Annotated in this window: 17 protein-coding genes; 11 read left to right on the top strand and 6 right to left on the bottom strand. The window is 41.0% G+C overall.

Annotation, left to right across the window (positions count from 1 at the left end):
• Nucleotides 1-43: 43 nt before the first annotated feature.
• The 6 genes from Q0E03_RS01685 to Q0E03_RS01660 form a co-directional block, all read right to left on the bottom strand.
• A complete protein-coding gene (locus tag Q0E03_RS01685; RefSeq protein ID WP_297128684.1) occupies nucleotides 44-532 on the bottom strand; it encodes an S-ribosylhomocysteine lyase in 489 nt (162 codons plus the stop codon).
• Nucleotides 533-607: 75 nt separating this feature from the next.
• Entirely contained in the window at nucleotides 608-1,453 is an 846-nt protein-coding gene (locus tag Q0E03_RS01680; protein ID WP_297128681.1) for an RluA family pseudouridine synthase, read from the bottom strand.
• Between the two features lie 50 nt (nucleotides 1,454-1,503).
• The gene (locus Q0E03_RS01675; RefSeq protein ID WP_297128677.1) at nucleotides 1,504-2,355 is read right to left on the bottom strand and encodes a DegV family protein; all 852 of its coding nucleotides are present in this window, start codon (nucleotides 2,353-2,355) and stop codon (nucleotides 1,504-1,506) included.
• Between the two features lie 72 nt (nucleotides 2,356-2,427).
• Nucleotides 2,428-4,851 (bottom strand): hypothetical protein, encoded by a 2,424-nt coding sequence (locus Q0E03_RS01670; RefSeq protein WP_297128675.1) that lies wholly within the window; start codon nucleotides 4,849-4,851, stop codon nucleotides 2,428-2,430.
• A gap of 8 nt (nucleotides 4,852-4,859) precedes the next feature.
• Complete coding sequence (gene rlmB, locus Q0E03_RS01665) at nucleotides 4,860-5,639, bottom strand: 23S rRNA (guanosine(2251)-2'-O)-methyltransferase RlmB (RefSeq protein WP_297128672.1); 780 nt, start codon at nucleotides 5,637-5,639, stop codon at nucleotides 4,860-4,862.
• A gap of 112 nt (nucleotides 5,640-5,751) precedes the next feature.
• Nucleotides 5,752-6,327 (bottom strand): ECF transporter S component, encoded by a 576-nt coding sequence (locus tag Q0E03_RS01660; protein ID WP_297128669.1) that lies wholly within the window; start codon nucleotides 6,325-6,327, stop codon nucleotides 5,752-5,754.
• A 254-nt stretch (nucleotides 6,328-6,581) separates the two neighbouring features.
• On the opposite strand from Q0E03_RS01660, the gene Q0E03_RS01655 reads away from it, so the two are divergent.
• From Q0E03_RS01655 to glnA, 11 genes are all read left to right on the top strand, one after another.
• A complete protein-coding gene (locus Q0E03_RS01655) occupies nucleotides 6,582-7,937 on the top strand; it encodes a CHAP domain-containing protein (RefSeq protein WP_297128666.1) in 1,356 nt (451 codons plus the stop codon).
• Nucleotides 7,938-7,978: 41 nt separating this feature from the next.
• Entirely contained in the window at nucleotides 7,979-9,862 is a 1,884-nt protein-coding gene (locus Q0E03_RS01650) for a nucleoside-diphosphate sugar epimerase/dehydratase (RefSeq protein WP_297128664.1), read from the top strand.
• A gap of 152 nt (nucleotides 9,863-10,014) precedes the next feature.
• On the top strand, nucleotides 10,015-10,260 hold the full coding sequence (locus Q0E03_RS01645; RefSeq protein ID WP_297128660.1) for a hypothetical protein: 246 nt from the start codon (nucleotides 10,015-10,017) through the stop codon (nucleotides 10,258-10,260).
• 125 nt (nucleotides 10,261-10,385) lie between these two features.
• Complete coding sequence (locus tag Q0E03_RS01640; protein ID WP_297128656.1) at nucleotides 10,386-11,669, top strand: fibronectin type III domain-containing protein; 1,284 nt, start codon at nucleotides 10,386-10,388, stop codon at nucleotides 11,667-11,669.
• Nucleotides 11,670-11,819: 150 nt separating this feature from the next.
• Nucleotides 11,820-11,996 carry a 30S ribosomal protein S21 gene (gene rpsU / locus Q0E03_RS01635; protein ID WP_022258953.1) on the top strand — a complete coding sequence of 59 codons (177 nt, stop codon included), beginning with the start codon at nucleotides 11,820-11,822 and terminating at the stop codon, nucleotides 11,994-11,996.
• A 343-nt stretch (nucleotides 11,997-12,339) separates the two neighbouring features.
• The gene (gene aroQ / locus Q0E03_RS01630) at nucleotides 12,340-12,774 is read left to right on the top strand and encodes a type II 3-dehydroquinate dehydratase (RefSeq protein WP_078767724.1); all 435 of its coding nucleotides are present in this window, start codon (nucleotides 12,340-12,342) and stop codon (nucleotides 12,772-12,774) included.
• A 37-nt stretch (nucleotides 12,775-12,811) separates the two neighbouring features.
• Nucleotides 12,812-13,369, top strand: a complete 558-nt coding sequence (gene efp, locus Q0E03_RS01625) for an elongation factor P (RefSeq protein ID WP_294835026.1) — start codon at nucleotides 12,812-12,814, stop codon at nucleotides 13,367-13,369.
• A 70-nt stretch (nucleotides 13,370-13,439) separates the two neighbouring features.
• Nucleotides 13,440-13,871, top strand: a complete 432-nt coding sequence (locus Q0E03_RS01620) for a CD1247 N-terminal domain-containing protein (RefSeq protein ID WP_297128651.1) — start codon at nucleotides 13,440-13,442, stop codon at nucleotides 13,869-13,871.
• A 154-nt stretch (nucleotides 13,872-14,025) separates the two neighbouring features.
• Entirely contained in the window at nucleotides 14,026-15,102 is a 1,077-nt protein-coding gene (locus tag Q0E03_RS01615) for a calcium/sodium antiporter (RefSeq protein ID WP_297128647.1), read from the top strand.
• Nucleotides 15,103-15,120: 18 nt separating this feature from the next.
• Nucleotides 15,121-16,329: a CapA family protein gene (locus tag Q0E03_RS01610; RefSeq protein WP_297128643.1), complete on the top strand. Its 1,209-nt coding sequence runs from the start codon at nucleotides 15,121-15,123 to the stop codon at nucleotides 16,327-16,329.
• 190 nt (nucleotides 16,330-16,519) lie between these two features.
• Nucleotides 16,520-17,863 (top strand): type I glutamate--ammonia ligase, encoded by a 1,344-nt coding sequence (glnA, locus tag Q0E03_RS01605; RefSeq protein WP_297128890.1) that lies wholly within the window; start codon nucleotides 16,520-16,522, stop codon nucleotides 17,861-17,863.
• The last annotated feature ends 152 nt before the right edge of the window (nucleotides 17,864-18,015 follow it).

The following is an 18,015-nucleotide window of genomic DNA, read 5'->3' as shown; positions in this document are numbered from 1 at the left end:
ACATCTTGTATACTATCATAACTTTTATAGTTAGTCAACAGGATTATTCTTCTGTTTCCTCATCATCTGATGAGGAAACAGGGTAGGAAAGGTCATCTTTTGTCCAATCCTTAATAACGCTCAAAAAATGCTTTGCTTCTTCTTTTGCCTGTGGAAGATTGTGCTCAAGACAGTTGCCACATTCGTTTGGTGATGCGTTTGGAATTCTGCCCCAAAATTCAGCAACGTAGTCAAATGCGCTCTTGATGAGTTCAATCGAATATCTGTCGCTCAAATTTTTTGTGAGAAGATAAAATCCGGTTCTGCTTCCCATTGGTCCAAAGTAAATTATATTGTCTGCAAATTCAACAGTTTCAAGATAAGTGTTGATGATGTGTTCAATGGTGTGGATTGCAGAATTAGTGAGCACCTGTTCTTTGTTTGGAGCTTTCATTCTGATGTCGTATGTTGTGATTTCGTCATTTATTTTGTAAAGGTAAATGCCTTCCTCTAAGATGTTATAGTCAATATCTGCACTTGGGTTAAGTTTCATAATTATCCCTCCGTATGTATTTGATTAATGATATTTTACCACATTTAGTATGCTTTTTCCACAATGAATTTAAAATTATACAAGGTTTTTTATATCGCTCGGAAAATCGCAGGTGATGTGCATTTGCTTTTCTGTAATTGGATGTGTAAAGTAAATATCTTTACAGTGCAAAGCCTGTCTGTTTATCGTTGAACAGTCGCCGCCGTAGATATTATCTCCAAGCAAACTGTGCCCGATGTGTTCCATATGCACTCTGATTTGGTGCGTTCGCCCTGTTTTCAGGTTGAATTTTACAAGCGTAGCGTTGCCGTTTGATTTGACAGGATAGTATTCTGTGATTGCGGTTTCTCCGTTTTCATCAACCTTTCGTTTTATGATGCTGTCACCGCATCTTGCAATCGGAGCGTCAATTACACCATCATTTTCTATTGTTCCGTCAACGACAGCATAGTAGTCTTTTTTGATTTTGCCCGCAAGTTTGGCGGCGGCAAGTTCGTTTTTGGCAACAAGCACAAGTCCGCTTGTGTCACGGTCAAGTCTGTACACCGCCCTGAATGCCATATCCTCTCCGCAGTGATATGCCACAAAATTTGAAAGCGTGTCGCCGATGTGGTTTCTGCTTTCGTGCACAGGCAAAAGCGGAGGCTTGTTGAGCACTATTATGTCCTCATCTTCGTACGGAATTTCTATGTCGATGCACATTGGTCGTGCGATAGAACCCGAATTTTCGATTTTTATTGTAAGTGTGTCACCGACGGAAAGTTCTTCTATTGTCTTTGCAAACACGCCGTTTTTGGTGATTCCGTTTTCGGTGCGCTTCAATTTTGTGAGCAATGAAGCAGACACGCCGAATTCTCGCAAAAAAGTCCGTATTTGCTTCTTGTCGTCTTTTTCGGTGATTTCAAAATTGATTATTCTCATAGTTAAAATAGTTAAAAATATCCCTGCCGTATAAACGACAGGGTGTTTTGTTATTTTGTAAATGAAACGATAAGACCGCCGTTTGCGGCATAAACAGAGTTGAGTCCGCTTGCCTTTACGATTTCGATTGAACCGAAACCGGCACTTTCGAGTTTTTCCGCAACAAGCTTTGCCTTGTCCTCACAGCATACATGAGAAAGAATAATTCTTTGCTCGCTCGGATTGCTGTCTTTAACTTCGTTTGCTATGATGTTTGCCATTTTAATCAACGCTCTGTTTGCGCTGAATTCCTGACCTGCAAGCTTTACAGAACCCTCTTGTGTCCTTTCGCAGATTAGTTTTAGCTTAATCTTTTTGAGGATTGTTGCAGCCATAGCGTAAAGTCTGCCGTTTTGGTTGAGAACATCAAGCGACTCAAGGCAAAAATAAAGTGCCGTGTGGTTAACGATAAAGTCCTCAACGGTAGAAACTATTGTTTCAAAATTCGCACCGCTGTCGCCAAGCTCCTTGATTTTTTCTGCAATGAGGCTTTCAAGTCCTGACGTTGCAAGGGAGTTGAACACATGAACATTTTTGCCCGCGTGCTCTTCCTCAAAAAGCATTTTGCCCTGAAGAGCACTGTTGTATGTGCCCGAAAGCTTGTCTGTGATTGTCAAAACATAGATGTCATCTTCGTCACAGTCCATTGCACTTGCAAATGCTTCGGGTGACGGACAAGCTGTTTTTGGAACATTTTTTGATTCAAGCGTTCTTCTGATGAAATCGTCTTGGTCAAAGTTCTCGTCATCTTGAATGGTGTAGTCGTCAATGCTGAGTGTCAACGGAACAAATGTGATGTTGTCCCAATCTTTCATTCTTTCTGTTCTGTCGCAGCAGCTGTCTGCAATTATTCTAAAACTCATAAGGTAATCTGCCTTTATTTTATAATTTTGTGTTTTTATTATATTCGTTATTGCCTGCGTTGTCAATAATAACTAAAAGCCTATTCGTCTTAATTTTGATACGGCAAGCACAAAAGCACCCCAAACAATTTGGCTGACGACAATTGCCGTGTCGGTGATTTGGCTGTACCATCCGACAATTCCGAGAATCGCAACAGTTGCGAAACCAAGCGTGCTGCCAAATGTTGTCAAAAATGCAATTATTCTTTTTGTGCCGTTTACGGTCAACGCACCTCGCATTGAGGATATCAATCCCTTTGCCGTGCCGTTGTGCACAACATAAGCCGGTGATTTTTCAACCTGCATATCGGAATATTTTTCAAACACCCTTGCAGCCTGCCTGTTCATCACCTTAATGTAGCCTTTTGGCAAGTCAAAAAGATTTGTAAGACTTTCTTCGTTTATGTATGGGTCGCTGCTTTTTACAATCAGCGTAATTCCTGTTTTTTCAAGCTTGATGAGTTCTCGCTTGAGGTCAGGGTCGGCGCTGTACGACACAACAAACATTGCCATAATTTTGCCGTCAACAGCAAGATATAAAGCTTTTCTGTTGCGCCTTGTGTATTTTTGTTCAAAACTGATTTTTGGCACATTTACGCCGTGATTGATGAGCAAATTTCTGTTGCCCACAAGAACTTTTTTGTGATAAACCCAAGCAGAAGTCCCCATCTGTTCTTCATATTGAACGCTGTCAACTTTTGGCAAGATGGATTGTTTGCCGATAATGACATTGTCAAAAACGTGAGCAAGAGGACTCTTTGTTTTTATGATAACAGCCGCCGCATAGATGATTGCGTCATCAATTTTTGTGTTGTTGAAAACCTTTATGCCGTGCAAATCACAACCGTGAGTTCCGAAAAGATTTGCCGCTTCAAGCACAACCGCATCTGTTGATGCTGCCATTTGAGCACCCTCAAAGCCACACACCCTTGCGCCGTATTTGTCAAGTTCTGCCGAAATGTCTGTGAGCACGTTGTTCATAATAAACAACAGCGACACCGGAGTTGAAATTGTCAGAGCACAAACCGCCGTGTTTATCCCTGTGCCCCAATTATCTTTTAATCCGATTATAATAAACAACAGTCCGCTGAGAAAAACCATAAGCGGCGTGAGCACACGGGTGGTTTTGTCGGACGGTTCTGTTTTGCAACTGATTTCCATAAAGTTAGTTGGCAAATCGGTTTTGACGCTGGTTTTGATGATTGCGTCCTCCTCGTCAACATTGCCTCTGCATAGCACTTTGACGTCAAGTACATTTGCAATGTTTTCAAGACAGTAGGTTTCACCGCTGTTGATTATGAAATCAAAGTTGTCAATGATTCTGACAAGTATTTGTTGCTTGCCGAGAAGTGCCAAAATATATGCAAATGCAAGCGCCGAGCCAAGAAATACGCCGTTGTTAAGCCATAGATCTTCATGAACGGCAAATGCAAGCGTTTGAGCTGACACAATAAGGCTTAATACAGAAAGCGAAAAGTCGCTGTTTATGCCTTTTTTGAAATTGAAACCGTGCAGAAAAATATTGAAATTTACTGCGACGGTAAGCAATGACAAAACGGATGCTGTAATGAAAAATTTGTCATTTTCCGCTATTGCCTGCGGCAGATATTCGGTATCTTTAAGTACGGTCATCAATAATAGAATTCCGAACAAAACACAAGAAATGATTGCTTGAATATTCACTCTTGATTTTTTCTTGAGCAGGGAAGTGAGTATGGTCTGCCTGTCGTCCTTTGTTTTGTAATCTTTTTCCTCGTAGTCCGTGTCGCCGAGCTCTGTGTCGGTTTCCTCAGGTCCGAATAAGCGGAATTTGTTGACCTTTTCTTTTCGCTGTTCGTTAAGTAGCTTTTCGGCTTCCTCTTCGTCAATGGTAGGAACTTCCTCCGTCATATCATCAAAGCCTTCAAAGCACATCTGTATGCCCGTTTCTTCTTTAATATCATCGTTGCCGTCAAGGTATTTGCTCAGGTTTTCTCTTGCAACGATGGTAGGAACTTCCTGCAATCTGTCAGGACTTTTGCTTTCGCTTTTTGGCGTGAGAATAACAGGCCGTGTTTTTTCGGCAGGGATAATCGGCTTTTCAAAAATATCTTCTTCCTCTGAATCAATCACCATTGTTTTTTCAACGGCTTTTGGGATTTTTTGAGTATGCTGTTTAACATCGGAGTCGTCGTTGGCTTCAATGTGCTTTTTCTTGTTGAATTTTGGAAATGCAATGGTTTTTTCCGAGGCCTTTTTTGATTTAGACGGCACAAATTCTTTTATATCGTCTTCCTCGTCGCTGAGTTCCTCAACTCGTTTCATAACCGCTTCGCTGTCGACGGTAACCTCATCAATAGCCGATCGTGCCATTTCGTCCAAATTTTTTTGGGCATCCTTTAGCTGTTGCTCAGCTTGAGCTTTGATTATTTCTGCCTTTTTAATGATTTCGTCAATAGAAAGATTATTGTCGCTCATTATTTCTCCTATTTGTCAAGTCGTTGTCTTGCAATTTCGTACATCAATATTCCTGCCGCAACGGAAGCATTCAGGCTGTTCACCTTGCCGAGCATAGGCAGACTGACGGTGACATCGCATTTTTCCTTGATGAGTCTGCCGACTCCTTCGCCCTCGTTGCCCACAACAAGGCACGCACCGCCCGAAAAGTCGGTCTTGTCCCAACGCTGACCGTCCATATCTGCGGCATAAACCCAAATGTTTTTCTTTTTTAATTCGTCAATGGTTGATGCAAGGTTTGTCACTCTTGCAACTTTCATATATTCAAGTGCTCCGCAGCTTGTTTTTGCAACAATGAAATTAAGACCTACATTTCGTCTTTTTGGAATGATTATTCCGTGTGCACCGCAAGCCTCGGCTGTTCTGATGATTGCACCGAGATTGTGACTGTCCTCAATCTCATCACACATAATGATGAATGGGGCTTCACCTTTTTTTTCTGCGTATGCAAGGATTTCGTCAACAGTCGAATATTCGTGAGCAGGAACATTTGCCACAACGCCCTGGTGATTACCGCCCGGAGCCAAAAAGTCCAGCTTCTTTCTGTCAACATTCTTTATTACAATTTTCTTTTCCTTGCAAAGACCGATAATTCTGTTGATTGAACCCTCTCGCTCACCCTTTGCAATAAGCACATTTTCAACCTCTCTGTCGCTTTTGAGAAGTTCGGTTACGGCGTTTCTGCCGATGACGAGGTTGTCGTTTGTTCTGTAATCTCTGTCTTTTTCTTTTTCGTTTTCGTATTTCATATTTTCCACCGATTTTTATTTTATTGTAGATATTATAACATTATTTGACTTTTTATACAATAAAAAAATACCGACCTGCTTGAAGTCGGTATTTGTTAGTCATATTTGTGTTTTATGAATTCTTTTTCAATTGCTTTTTGCCGATGTCGATAATTCTCACGATAACCGAAGCCAAAACCATATTGATGCCAAGTTCAACGGCGAAGTTAACAGATACAAGACCGGTTACAACGGTTGCAAAGCCTGTTGTGCCGAATACAGAAACCAACCATTCTTGGAAGAAAAGATAGCAGCCAATGAGGAACACGCCCGTGTTAACTATCGGACAGGCAATACCTGCCAAAACAACCGCAACGGTTTTGTTCTTGCTTTCAAGTGCTTTGTAAATCAAACCTGCAACAAGACCTGCAAGCATACCCTTGAGCAATACCGTAGCCACTGTTCCTGCCGGGTTGATGGTCATAAATGCTGCCGCATCACCGCTGATAAGAACGCTGACTCCAAATGCAAGACCGAGCCATGCTCCTGCGCCGATGCCGTAAAGAGCAGCGCCGATAACGATAGGTGCAAGCACCAATGTGATTGAAAACGGTCCGAATTTGATAGATGCCGCAAGAAGCTGGAGGGCAACTATGATAGCGGTGAAAAGACCGATACCCACTATCTTTTGTGTTTTTGTGTTTTTCATATTCAATTTTCCTTTCTGCTACTGTTCCAAAGCCGTGCGAATAACACATAAAATCGCACAAGCCGAGAAAGATATTTTCCTCTGTGGATACAATGCGAGGTTATTATATTCCATCAAATTCCAAAAATCAACAGTTAAATTATAAAATGTGAATTTTTTATAAAATAATAGTTGATTTTTGCAATATACACAGTTATAATATCTAATTGTAAAAATAGGATTTTTGTCTTATTATAATATTTATGGTGGATTTTATGAAAAAAATATACAAAGCAATAGCTGTTTTGCTCGTTGTGGTGATGATGTGCACGGTGTTGCCTATGAACGCATATGCCGCATCGGTCGGCGAAATGCAAAACGAAGTGCTTGATGTGGCAAATGATGAAGTCGGCTACAAGGGCACAAGTTCGTATTGCAAATACGGCGAATGGTACGGCTATCAGGGTGGCTGGTGCACAACTTTTGTGCTGTGGTGCTTCAACAAGGCAGGCGAAAACCTTGGGGTTGCAATGTACAAAAAAATTGTTCCGAGCGGCGGCAACTGCAATTCGATGATTAGTTGGTACAAAAATCGTGACAGATATTACACAACTTCTTCGGGCTACACTCCAAAGAGGGGCGATTTGATTTTCTTCGACTGGTCGGGCAACGGCTCAAGTCAGCATGTCGGTTTGGTCGATTATATTGACGGCTCAACGGTGTACACGGTTGAGGGCAACTGTTCGGGCAAAGTCAAGGCTCGAAAATACACAACAACAGGCTCAAAGCCTTACAACAATGTTTCGGCGATTATGGGCTACGGTGTTCCCGATTATTCGTCTGTCGCAAAGGGTGGTCCTTCCAAACCGGCCACAACAAAAAAGGCGACGACAATCAAGAAACATACAACTACCAAAAAGGTTACAACAACCAAAAAAGTCACTGCAACAAAGAAAGTGACAACAACTAAAAAGGTTACCGCAGGAAAAACTACCACGGCAAAGGTGACAACCGCAAAGCCGTCAACTCAAAAGGTAACGACAACTGAGGCAACAACCGCTTCTGCCACAACCAAGAAGCAGGAAACCTCAACTAAGAAAAAGAAAGAAAAAACAAAAAATGTTCCTGCTCAAGATATGGAACTGTACGCTTCAACCACAGAACTTGAGGTTGGCGACAGCGTTGAGCTTGGATATACATTGGAACCGCTGAATGCAACTGCCGTTGTTGGATATTTCTGTGATGAGGAGGGAATTATCCAAATCGAAAAGGGCGGCGAAATCAAGGCGATTGGCGAGGGCACGGCAACTGTTGTCGTTTGTGCAAATGATGAAATATACAGGCAGTGTGATTTCACCGTTACTTCAACAACCGCAGATGTCACAAGGCAAAAAACGGTCAACGATTATGTTGAGGAACTTACAACATCAACTCAAAACGTTGATAAGACAAAGGAACAAAAACTCAACGAAATCGGAATCAATCTTCAAAGATTGAAAAATAATGATGAGTATTATTACATTCCGTTTGTAATTGGAGGTTCAACGGTTGTGATAGGGCTCATTGCCTTTGCAATAAGAAAGGCACTCAATAAAAAGAAAGAGAAAAAAGATAAAAAAGAGAAACAGTAAAGGATTTTTGCGGTGCAAGAATTCGGAGAAGGAGAAACATTATGTCTGAAAAGAGTTACAAAATGCAGAGAATGAAAGCATTTTCAAGAAAAGCCGTTATTGCAATATTAGACGCAGTGCTTTTGATATTGTCAAACGGATTGACTTGCTATGTTACAATGAACGGAAGAATTGTTGATACAGGATATTCGGATATTGTATTTTCGGCTTGGCACATCGGAATTATCGCAGTGCTCGGCGTTTCAATCAATTTTATTTTTGGCTTGTACAACAGCGTTTGGAGCTTTGCAGGATCTGACGAAATTATCCGTAGTGTGGTTTCTGCAACTGTCATTGATGCCGTGCTTCTGTTCGTTGACAGGGTTTTATTTGTTAAGGCTTTTGGTGTTCAGGGCAGATTGCGTTTGTATTCTTATGTGATTATGTGGCTGTTTTTTGTGTGCTGCATTGCGGGTATAAGAATTGCTTACAGAATTATAAGGTCGTTACTTTCTCGAATGTCGGCAAGAAGTTCGAAGAATGAAAGAGTTTTGATTGTCGGCGCAGGATTTATGGGCGATTTTGTTATTGAAATGCTCAGACACGATGATTACAAAAACGGCAGACCTATTGTTGCTGTTGACGATAATCCTGTAAAACTCCACAAAAAAATTGAAGGAATAAAAATTGTCGGCAATTGTGATGATATTCCCAAAGTTGCCGAAAAATATAGAATTGATACAATTATTCTTTGCTTGCCGTCTGCATCAAAGAAAAGACAAAAGGAAATTCTTTCTATTGCAATGCAGACAAAGTGTACTGTCAAAACAAGTCCGTCACAGGAGGAAATGTTTGACGCAGGCAATCCAAAGAGAATTCGTAATGTCGATATTACCGACCTCCTTTCCCGTCCGGAAATAACACTTGATAAAAAGGCTTGCAGTTATCTTGTTGACGCTACTGTTTTGGTGACGGGAGGCGGCGGCTCAATCGGCTCTGAAATCTGCAATCAAGTTGCAAGATACAATCCAAAGAAAATTATCATTTTTGATATTTACGAAAACTGCGCTTTTGAACTTGCAAATCATCTTATCGAAAAGTACGGTGATACCATTGACATCTATGTTCGCATCGGTTCTGTCAGAGATATTGACAGACTTCGCGAAGTTATGGATGAATTTCATCCCGATGTTGTATTCCACGCAGCGGCTCACAAGCATGTTCCGCTTATGGAGGACAGTCCGTGCGAAGCTGTAAAGAATAATGTTTTCGGTACATACAATGTTGCCGTTGCTGCCGATGAATACAAGGTTAACAAGATGGTTATCCTTTCAACAGACAAGGCAGTTAACCCGACAAATGTTATGGGTTGCACAAAGAGAATTACCGAAATCATAGTTCAGTATATGAACAAGAAGAGTCAAAACACAAAATATGCCGCAGTTCGCTTTGGCAATGTTCTTGGCTCTCACGGTTCTGTTGTTCCGATTTTCAAGGAGCAGATTGCAAACGGCGGACCTGTAAGGGTTACTCATCCCGATATCACAAGATATTTTATGACTATTCCGGAGGCGGCTCAGCTTGTTTGTCAGGCGGGTGGTCTTGCCGAGGGCGGCGAAGTGTTTGTGCTTGATATGGGCGAACCTGTAAAAATTATGGACCTTGCAAAAAATCTCATTCGTCTTTCTGGATTTGACGAAAACGAAATTCCGATTGAGATTACAGGGCTTCGTCCGGGCGAAAAGCTTTATGAGGAACTTTCTATGAGCGAGGAGTTGGAAACAAGAAGCCGTACTGCGAACGAAAAGATTTTTGTTAACCAACCTATGAAGTTTGAGCAAGAGGAATTTGTTGCTTGGCTTGAATCTCTCAAGGATATTGACGAAAACAATGTTCGTGAAAAATTGATGGCTATTGTACCGAATTATCACCCGGCAAACAACTGATTTTGTCTGATTTTTCGTTTATTTTGAAAATATAAAATTCTTTCTTTACATCCCTCTTTTGATGTGATAGGATAAAGTTTGCGAGGACTAACTTCGCAATAATCAAGGGGAAAGCGAAGACGGCTTCGCAGAATTAAAAGATGTATGTAAATTTGGGAAAAGTGTCTACCAATGACGAAGTTATTGTAAACACCGAAAACATCAGCAGAATTTATAAAAAAGGCGTTAATCTTAACAATATGGTTTCGCATCCGTTCAAGTATTCAATTTATATGAATGACGGTAAAAATCTTGAAATCAGCCTTACACCGAGTGACAACAGAGTTTTTCTTCAGTTGCTTGAGGATATTGATTACAAGGAAATTGATTTGACCAATGCACAAATCAAATTGTTTTAAATTAGTAATAAATAATACAAATTTTTGGGGTACACGATGAGTGTGCCCCCTTTGTTTTTGATGTTGATTTGACCTTTTCGACTTTTTATGCTATAATATTTTGGATTTTTCAATAGGAGGGCTATATGAAAAAAAAGGTTATTTCACTTTTTTTATCAGTGATAATTTTAGTTTCATCGGTTTTCGCATCAGCCAATGTTTATGCAAACGGCACGGCAACCGACAAGCTTGAAGATATACAAACAATTTCCGGCTTCGTTCCGGGTGAAAATTCAATAGTTCAGCGTAACTGCTACGGTTTTGCGTCCGAAGTTTGCAAAAGACTTTATGGCGTTGCGTATGCCGAGGGTTTGTATAACAATTATCAGGTGAAGCATAATAGCGGCAACTTCACCACTTCTGGCACTTTTACATCAACAAAAACAGTTCCCGATGCGGATTTTGTTGAGGATGTAATCAACTTTTTTGTCACAAATGCGGTTGCAGGCGATGTTGTGCATTACGGTGCACTTAACAGCGGCTCAAGAAAAACGCATACCGTTATTGTTCAATATATTGATTCAACAATGATGAAAATATATCACTCGAATTATTCAACATCCGAGTATAATTCAAAGATGTGCCATATTGATACAATTTATTGGCAGAGTATGAGAGAGTATCCTACTCGCTCGATTTATAATGATGACGACACGCTTTATTCGCTCAATGCTATTTTTTACAGCACTATGAAGGTGTCAAATTCGGGCGGTATCGGCATCAGCATCAGCCACTTCAAAAATTATGACAAATTTTATACGGCAATCATTCCCGATGATGATATGCCGGGCGAAGAACCCGATGTTTCGGCAGACGAACTTGAGGTTACGGGATTGACCGTTACGGGTCAGGCGTGCAACAAGATTGATTTTGAATGGGACGAGGTTGACGAAGCAACAAAGTATTTTGTTGCGGTTGACAATCAAACAAAAGGCACAAGTTTTAGCAAAACCGTCACCGAGTCGGAAACCAATATCGCAGGTCTTGACCCCGGAAATGTGTATGAAATCAAGGTTTGCGCATATGCAGGCAATTCAAAGGGTGATTATTCAACCCCTGTTGTGACTGCTTCAAAGCCTAAAAAAGAGGCTGTCAAGTCGGCTTATTCTTCAGGTTCGAAGAAAATTGTGACAAAGTGGAAAAAACTTTCAGGTTCTTGCACGGGTTATCAGCTTCAACTTTCAACAAGCAAGGATTTTAAGACAGGCACAATTACAAAGAATATAAATAATAAAAATAAACTTTCGTATACAAGAAAAAATCTTAAAAAAGGCGGACTATATTATATCAGAGTGAGAGGCTTCACATCGTATGACGGTCAAAAGATTTATGGAACTTGGAGTTCTGTTAAGTCCGTTAAATGCCGATAAAATGCTATATTTTTAGTATTTTGTGACAAAAAACGATTTTTTCAAATTTAATTTTACAAAATGCTTGACATTGCAGCATTAATTTATTATAATCTTTGCGATATATGAAATTTATCAAATAACCCCCGATGGTCGGAGGGAGGGAATACAGTGAGTCAGGTAAAAGTTAAGGAAAATGAATCTCTTGACAGCGCACTTCGCAGATTTAAGCGCCAGACTTCTCGTGATGGCATCATCCAAGAGGTTAGAAAAAGAGAACATTACGAAAAGCCTTCAGTAGCTCGTAAAAAGAAGAGCGAAGCTGCTCGTAAGAGAAAGTACAAATAAGAGTACATAAAAGAGTGACAGTTGGGGCACACTGCTTAAGGAAGTAATTGGTTTAAGCTTTCTGAATTTTGCCCATTGCACTATTAAAAAATCCCGCTAATACGCAAGTATTAGCGGAATTTTATTAATGCACACTGAACAAAATCAGTTAGTTTAAACTGCTTTGCACTCAAAAATCAAAGAAACAGATGAAAGACAAGGCATAATTTACAGGGCAGGCTTACTGCCTTCACTGTAAATTTAACGCAGTATTTCGATGTTCATTTGATTTTTGAGCATTTATTCCTTACGCAGTGTGCCCCTTGTCACTCTTTTTTTAACATTTTGCAGGGAGAACTGTTGTATGAAAATTTTGGTTTTGAACGGTCCTAATCTCAATATGACCGGCATAAGAAAAACAAATGTTTACGGTGCACAAACGCTTGATGATATAAATAACGAACTCAAAGCCTATGGCGAAAGCAAGGGTTGTGAGATGTATTTTTATCAGTCAAATCACGAGGGTGCACTCATTGATGTTATCCACGAAAGCAAGGATAAGTACGACGGAGTGGTTCTCAATGCAGGTGCTTACACGCATTATTCATACGCCATTCGAGATGCTATCGAGGCTGTTGCGGATTTCACTCCGTTTGTGGAGGTTCATATGAGCGATATCCACAAAAGAGAGGATTTTCGCAAAATTTCTGTTATAACCGATGTTTGTGTAAAGCAAATTTCGGGTTTTGGCAAAGATAGTTACAAAATGGGTATTGATTTATTGTGCGAAATATTATAAAATATAAAAGTAAAATTATATACGGAGGTATAAATTAATGATTAGTGCAGGCGATTTCCGAAACGGAGTTACCTTTGAAGAGGACGGCAATGTATTGCAGGTTGTTGAATTTCAGCATGTAAAGCCGGGTAAGGGTGCCGCTTTCGTAAGAACAAAGACAAAGAATGTTATTACAGGCTCTGTAGTTGAAAAGTCATATAACCCAACTGCAAAGTTCCCAACTGCTTATATTGAAAGAAAAGATATGGCATATTCATACAACGATGACGGATTGTATTATTTTATGGACAACGAAACATTTGATATGGTTCCTGTTGCAGAGGCAGATTTGCCGGATTCATTCCGTTATGTAAAAGAAAATGACGTATGCAAGATTTTGTCATACAAGGGCAAGGTTTTCGGCGTTGAACCACCAACATTTGTAACACTTGAGGTTACTGCAACTGAGCCCGGTATTAAGGGCAATACTGCAACAAACACTCTCAAGCCGGCTACTGTTGAAACAGGCGCTGAAATCAGAGTTCCTCTTTTCATCAACGAGGGCGATATGATCAGAATCGACACAAGAACTTGTGAATATATGGAAAGAGCATAAGTTTTGCGGTAACTTTCTTATAATAATATTTGCATAAATAAACCATTCAACCAAACGAAAGGAATTAATTATGGAAACATCAGAAAGCTTGGGCTATCTCAAGGGTCTTATTGACGGACTTGATTTGGACCCTAACAAAAAAGAAACAAAGGTATTCAAAGCAATCATCGACGTTCTTGAAAATCTTACAGAAGATATGGAAGATATGACAGAAGGTCTTGAGCTTGTCGGCGATCAGATTGACGCTGTTGACGAAGATTTGGCTGACCTTGAAGAATTCGTTTATGATGATGACGACTGCGATTGCGATTGTTGTGATGATGACGATGAAGAATACGAGGTTGAGTGCCCTACTTGCGGCGAAAAAATCATCGTTGATATGGACACAATCGAAGAAGGCAAGTTTGAATGCCCTAACTGCGGCGAAGTTTTGGAATTCGATGTTGAATTCGATGACGATGACGAATGTGGCTGCGATTGCTGTGACCACGATCACGAATAATAAATAATTAAAAGACGCGCGGATTGGGCTTCCGTCCGGCGTCTTTTTTTATCAGTGGGATATAGAATTGTATAGATTATGTATTATATCTTGTTTTGAGTAATAATATATAACACAATAACACACGTATATTTGGATTGGGGATAAACTAAATATGGAATTTTTGTCAAATTTTTTTGAAACGGCAAATATGGGCATAGTTGTTGCTCTTTTTGTTGTTGGTTTGATTTTTATCATTAAGGGTGGCGACTGGTTTGTTGACAGCGCAAGCTGGATTGCGGAAGTTCTCGGCGTGCCGAAGTTCATCATCGGTGCAACCATCGTTTCTATTGCAACAACATTGCCTGAAATGATTGTTTCAATTGTTGCAACCGCAGACGGCAAGGTCGATATGGCTTCGGGCAATGCGGTCGGCTCGGTAACCGCCAATACGGCTATGATTATGGGTATATTCATTGTTTGTATGCCTTTTGCCGTAAAAAGAAAAGAGTTCGCACCAAAGGGTCTTATGATGCTCGGTGCTGCCGTTGCTCTCACACTCGGCTCTGCTCTCACAGGTCTTATCAAAGTACCGGGTCTTGAGGGTGATTATCACACACTTTCAACTGTCGGAATGATTGCTCTTTTTGCTATTTTTATTGCTTTCTTTATCGAAAACTTTGTTTCAATGAAGAACAGCGCTGTTCAAATTGAGCCTGACCCTCACAGTATCGGCTTGCAGGAAGAAGATGATGTTGTTCCGTCAAAGGAAACTGCAACAGGCAAGGACTGGGGCAAGAATATTGTGCTGTTTGTTGTTGGCGCAATCTGCATCGTTGTCGGTGCACAGCTCCTCATCAACGGCGGTACAAGAATAGCAAAAGAAATGCACATCAGCGAAAGAGTAATCGGTGTAATCGCTGTTGCAATCGGCACTTCTCTCCCTGAACTTGTTACAACAATTACTGCGCTTCGCAAGAAAGAGGGCGCACTTTCTGTCGGTAACATTCTCGGTGCAAACATCATTGACCTTGCACTCATTCTTCCTATTTGTTCATTCGTTTCTATGGGCAAGGGACAGGGCGCTTTGGTTGTTTCAACCGGCTCTGTGTTTGATATGATTATCTGCGTTGTTGCAGTTTCAATCGCAGTTATTCCAACATTGTTTACTAAAAAGCTTCAGCGTTGGCAGGGTATTGTATCTCTCACAGGATACCTTGCATATGTAATTTACACTTTCGTTGCGGCATAATGATTTTTGGTGATTTTTATGGCTAAAGATAAAAAACAATCAAACAGCAATCTTTTGGGGATTATTATTCCCGTATGCATTGCAATTGCAGTTGTTATCGGTCTTGCAATCAGCGGCAAGGTCACTTCAAACAGAGATAAGGTTAACCCTACCGTAACTGCCACAAAACCGGCTGTGTCTGAATCTGTTACAGAACCGCAGGACGCAAAGGTGACTATCGTTGCCGTGGGTGATAATCTCATTCACAACACCCTCATTGATGCAGGCAAGCAGGATGACGGAAGCCTTGATTATTCCTCTTTTTATGAGAATATTTCAAACTATGTCAAGTCTGCCGATATTGCGTGCATTAATCAGGAAACTATGCTTGGCGGCAAGGATTTTGAATATCAGGGCTACCCTATGTTCAACACCCCTTGGGAGGTTGGCACGGCGGCTATCGATGCAGGCTTTGATATCTTCACTTGCGCAACAAATCATTCGCTCGATGTGCAGAAATTTGCGGGAATCGAAAAAGAATGTGAGTTCTTCAAAAAGCACCCTGAGGTTGTTCATATCGGCACAAACAGTACCGAGGAAGAATACAACACCATTGCATATTATGAAAAGAACGGCATTAAGTTTGCACTTCTTAACTACACCTACGGCACAAACGGAATTTCTGTTCCGGAGGATAAGCCGTGGTGCGTGAATATGCTTGACGAAGATAAGGTTAAGTCCGACCTCAAAAAGGCTCGTGCAAATGCCGATTGCGTGATTGTGTTTCCTCATTGGGGCACGGAAAACAGCCACGAAATCAACGACCTTCAAAAGAAATATGTCAAGATTTTTTCAGACGGCGGTGCGGATATTGTCATCGGCACTCACCCTCACGTGCTTCAACCCGTTGAGTGGGTAACAAATGAAGCTACCGGCAAAAAAATGATTGTTTATTATTCTATCGGCAACTTTATTTCTCACCAAACAAATCTCAACCAAATGTGTGGCGGAATGGCAGAACTTACAGTTGAACGAGTTGACGGCAAAATTCAGGTCACATCGGCTAAACTTGCTCCTGTCGTTGATTATTATCACAACACGGGCAACGGCTACAAATTCTCTGTTTATAGGCTGTCTGATTATACTGACGACATCGCCTCCGAACAGGCAAAAGACGGCGCAACCGTAAAATATTTCACCGACCTTTCCAAGAAAATTGTCGGCGAGGAGTTTTTGGACTTGAATTGATTGTTGTATAAATTTGACAAACGGCTTGTTTTAAGTTTCGGTTTTAGCCGTTGATTTTTACAAAGATGAATAATTCCTTCAAAAATTGTTGACTTTAACATTTTGTGGGGATATAATGGCATTGGTTGAACAAAGGCGTTCCGATTTTTCGGGATGCCTTTTTTTATGAAATGTGAAAGGAGTATTTATGATGAGTAAATACACAAAAGAGCAAATCCTCAAGGAAGCAAGAGAAAACGGCGTGCAGTTCATCAGACTTCAGTTTACCGACCTTTTCGGTATTATGAAGAATGTCGCAATCACATTGTCACAGCTTGAAAAAGCACTTGACAACGGCTGTATGTTTGACGGTTCGTCGATTGACGGCTTTGTCAGAATTGACGAGTCGGATATGTACTTGCATCCTGATTATGATACATGGGCTATTTTCCCTTGGAGAAAGCACCTCAACGCACAAACAGCAAGACTTATCTGCTCTGTTTATAAGGCAGACAATGTAACTCCGTTTGAGGGTGACCCGAGAAATGTGCTTCAAAAAGTTATTGACGAAGCGGCAAAAATGGGCTACGGCTTCAATGTAGGCCCTGAATGTGAGTTCTTCCTCTTTAAGCTTGACGAAAACGGCGCACCAACTCTTGAAACAGGCGATGAGGCAGGCTATTTTGACCTTAACCCTATCGACCATGGCGAAAACTGTCGCCGTGATATTTGCCTTGCTCTTGAAGAAATGGGCTACACAATCGAGGCTTCTCACCACGAAGTTGCAAAAGGTCAGCACGAAATCGACTTCCAGTTTGGCGATGTTATGACCTCTGCCGACAGAGTTATGACCTTTAAGCATGTTGTAAAAACTTATGCAACAAAGCACGGACTTCACGCAACATTTATGCCAAAACCTGTTGAGGGTATCAACGGTTCGGGTATGCACACAAATATGTCGCTCTATGATTTGAAAACAGGCAAAAATGTTTTTGACGATCCAAACGGCGAACTCGGACTCAGCGAAACCGCCTATGCGTTCATCGCAGGCATTATGGCTCATGTAAAGGCTATTGCCGCTGTTTCAAACCCAACCGTAAATTCATACAAACGACTTGTGCCGGGTTATGAAGCTCCGTCATATCTCGTGTGGTCAACTTCAAACCGTTCCGTTCTCGTTCGTATTCCTGCTTCTCGTGGCAAGGGTACAAGAGTTGAACTTCGTTGCCCTGACCCTGCGTGCAATCCTTATCTCGAAATGGCACTTTGCCTTGCAGCAGGCCTTGACGGAATCAAAAAGGGTATGAAACCTGCCCCTGCTTTTGACGAAAATGTTTTTGACCTTTCCGATACAGAAAGATGCAAACTCGGCATCGATTGTCTTCCGGGTTCTCTTGAAGAAGCTATCAATGCGGCAGAGGCTGACCCGTTCATCAGAGAAACCCTCGGCGACCATGTTTTCAATAACTATATCGAGGGCAAAAAGGAAGAATGGAATTCCTACAAAACTTCCGTTTCTCAGTGGGAAATCAATAGATATATGATTAACTACTAATAACCAACCTACAGAGCCTCCTCTTATTTATAAGGGGAGGTGTCTGCATTTCATATGCAGACGGAGGGGTTCAATATAATGCACGACTGAGGGGTTAAACAAACTGATGGGTTAATTTGGTAAAACCCTACCGTCTTTTGCTTTGCAAAATC

The sequence above is a fragment of the uncultured Eubacterium sp. genome (genome assembly GCF_934525195.1).
In the GTDB taxonomy this organism is placed as follows: Bacteria; Bacillota; Clostridia; order Oscillospirales; family Acutalibacteraceae; genus Eubacterium_R.
Note: the sequence above shows the minus strand (reverse complement) of the source record. Positions and strands in the feature narration are given on the sequence as shown.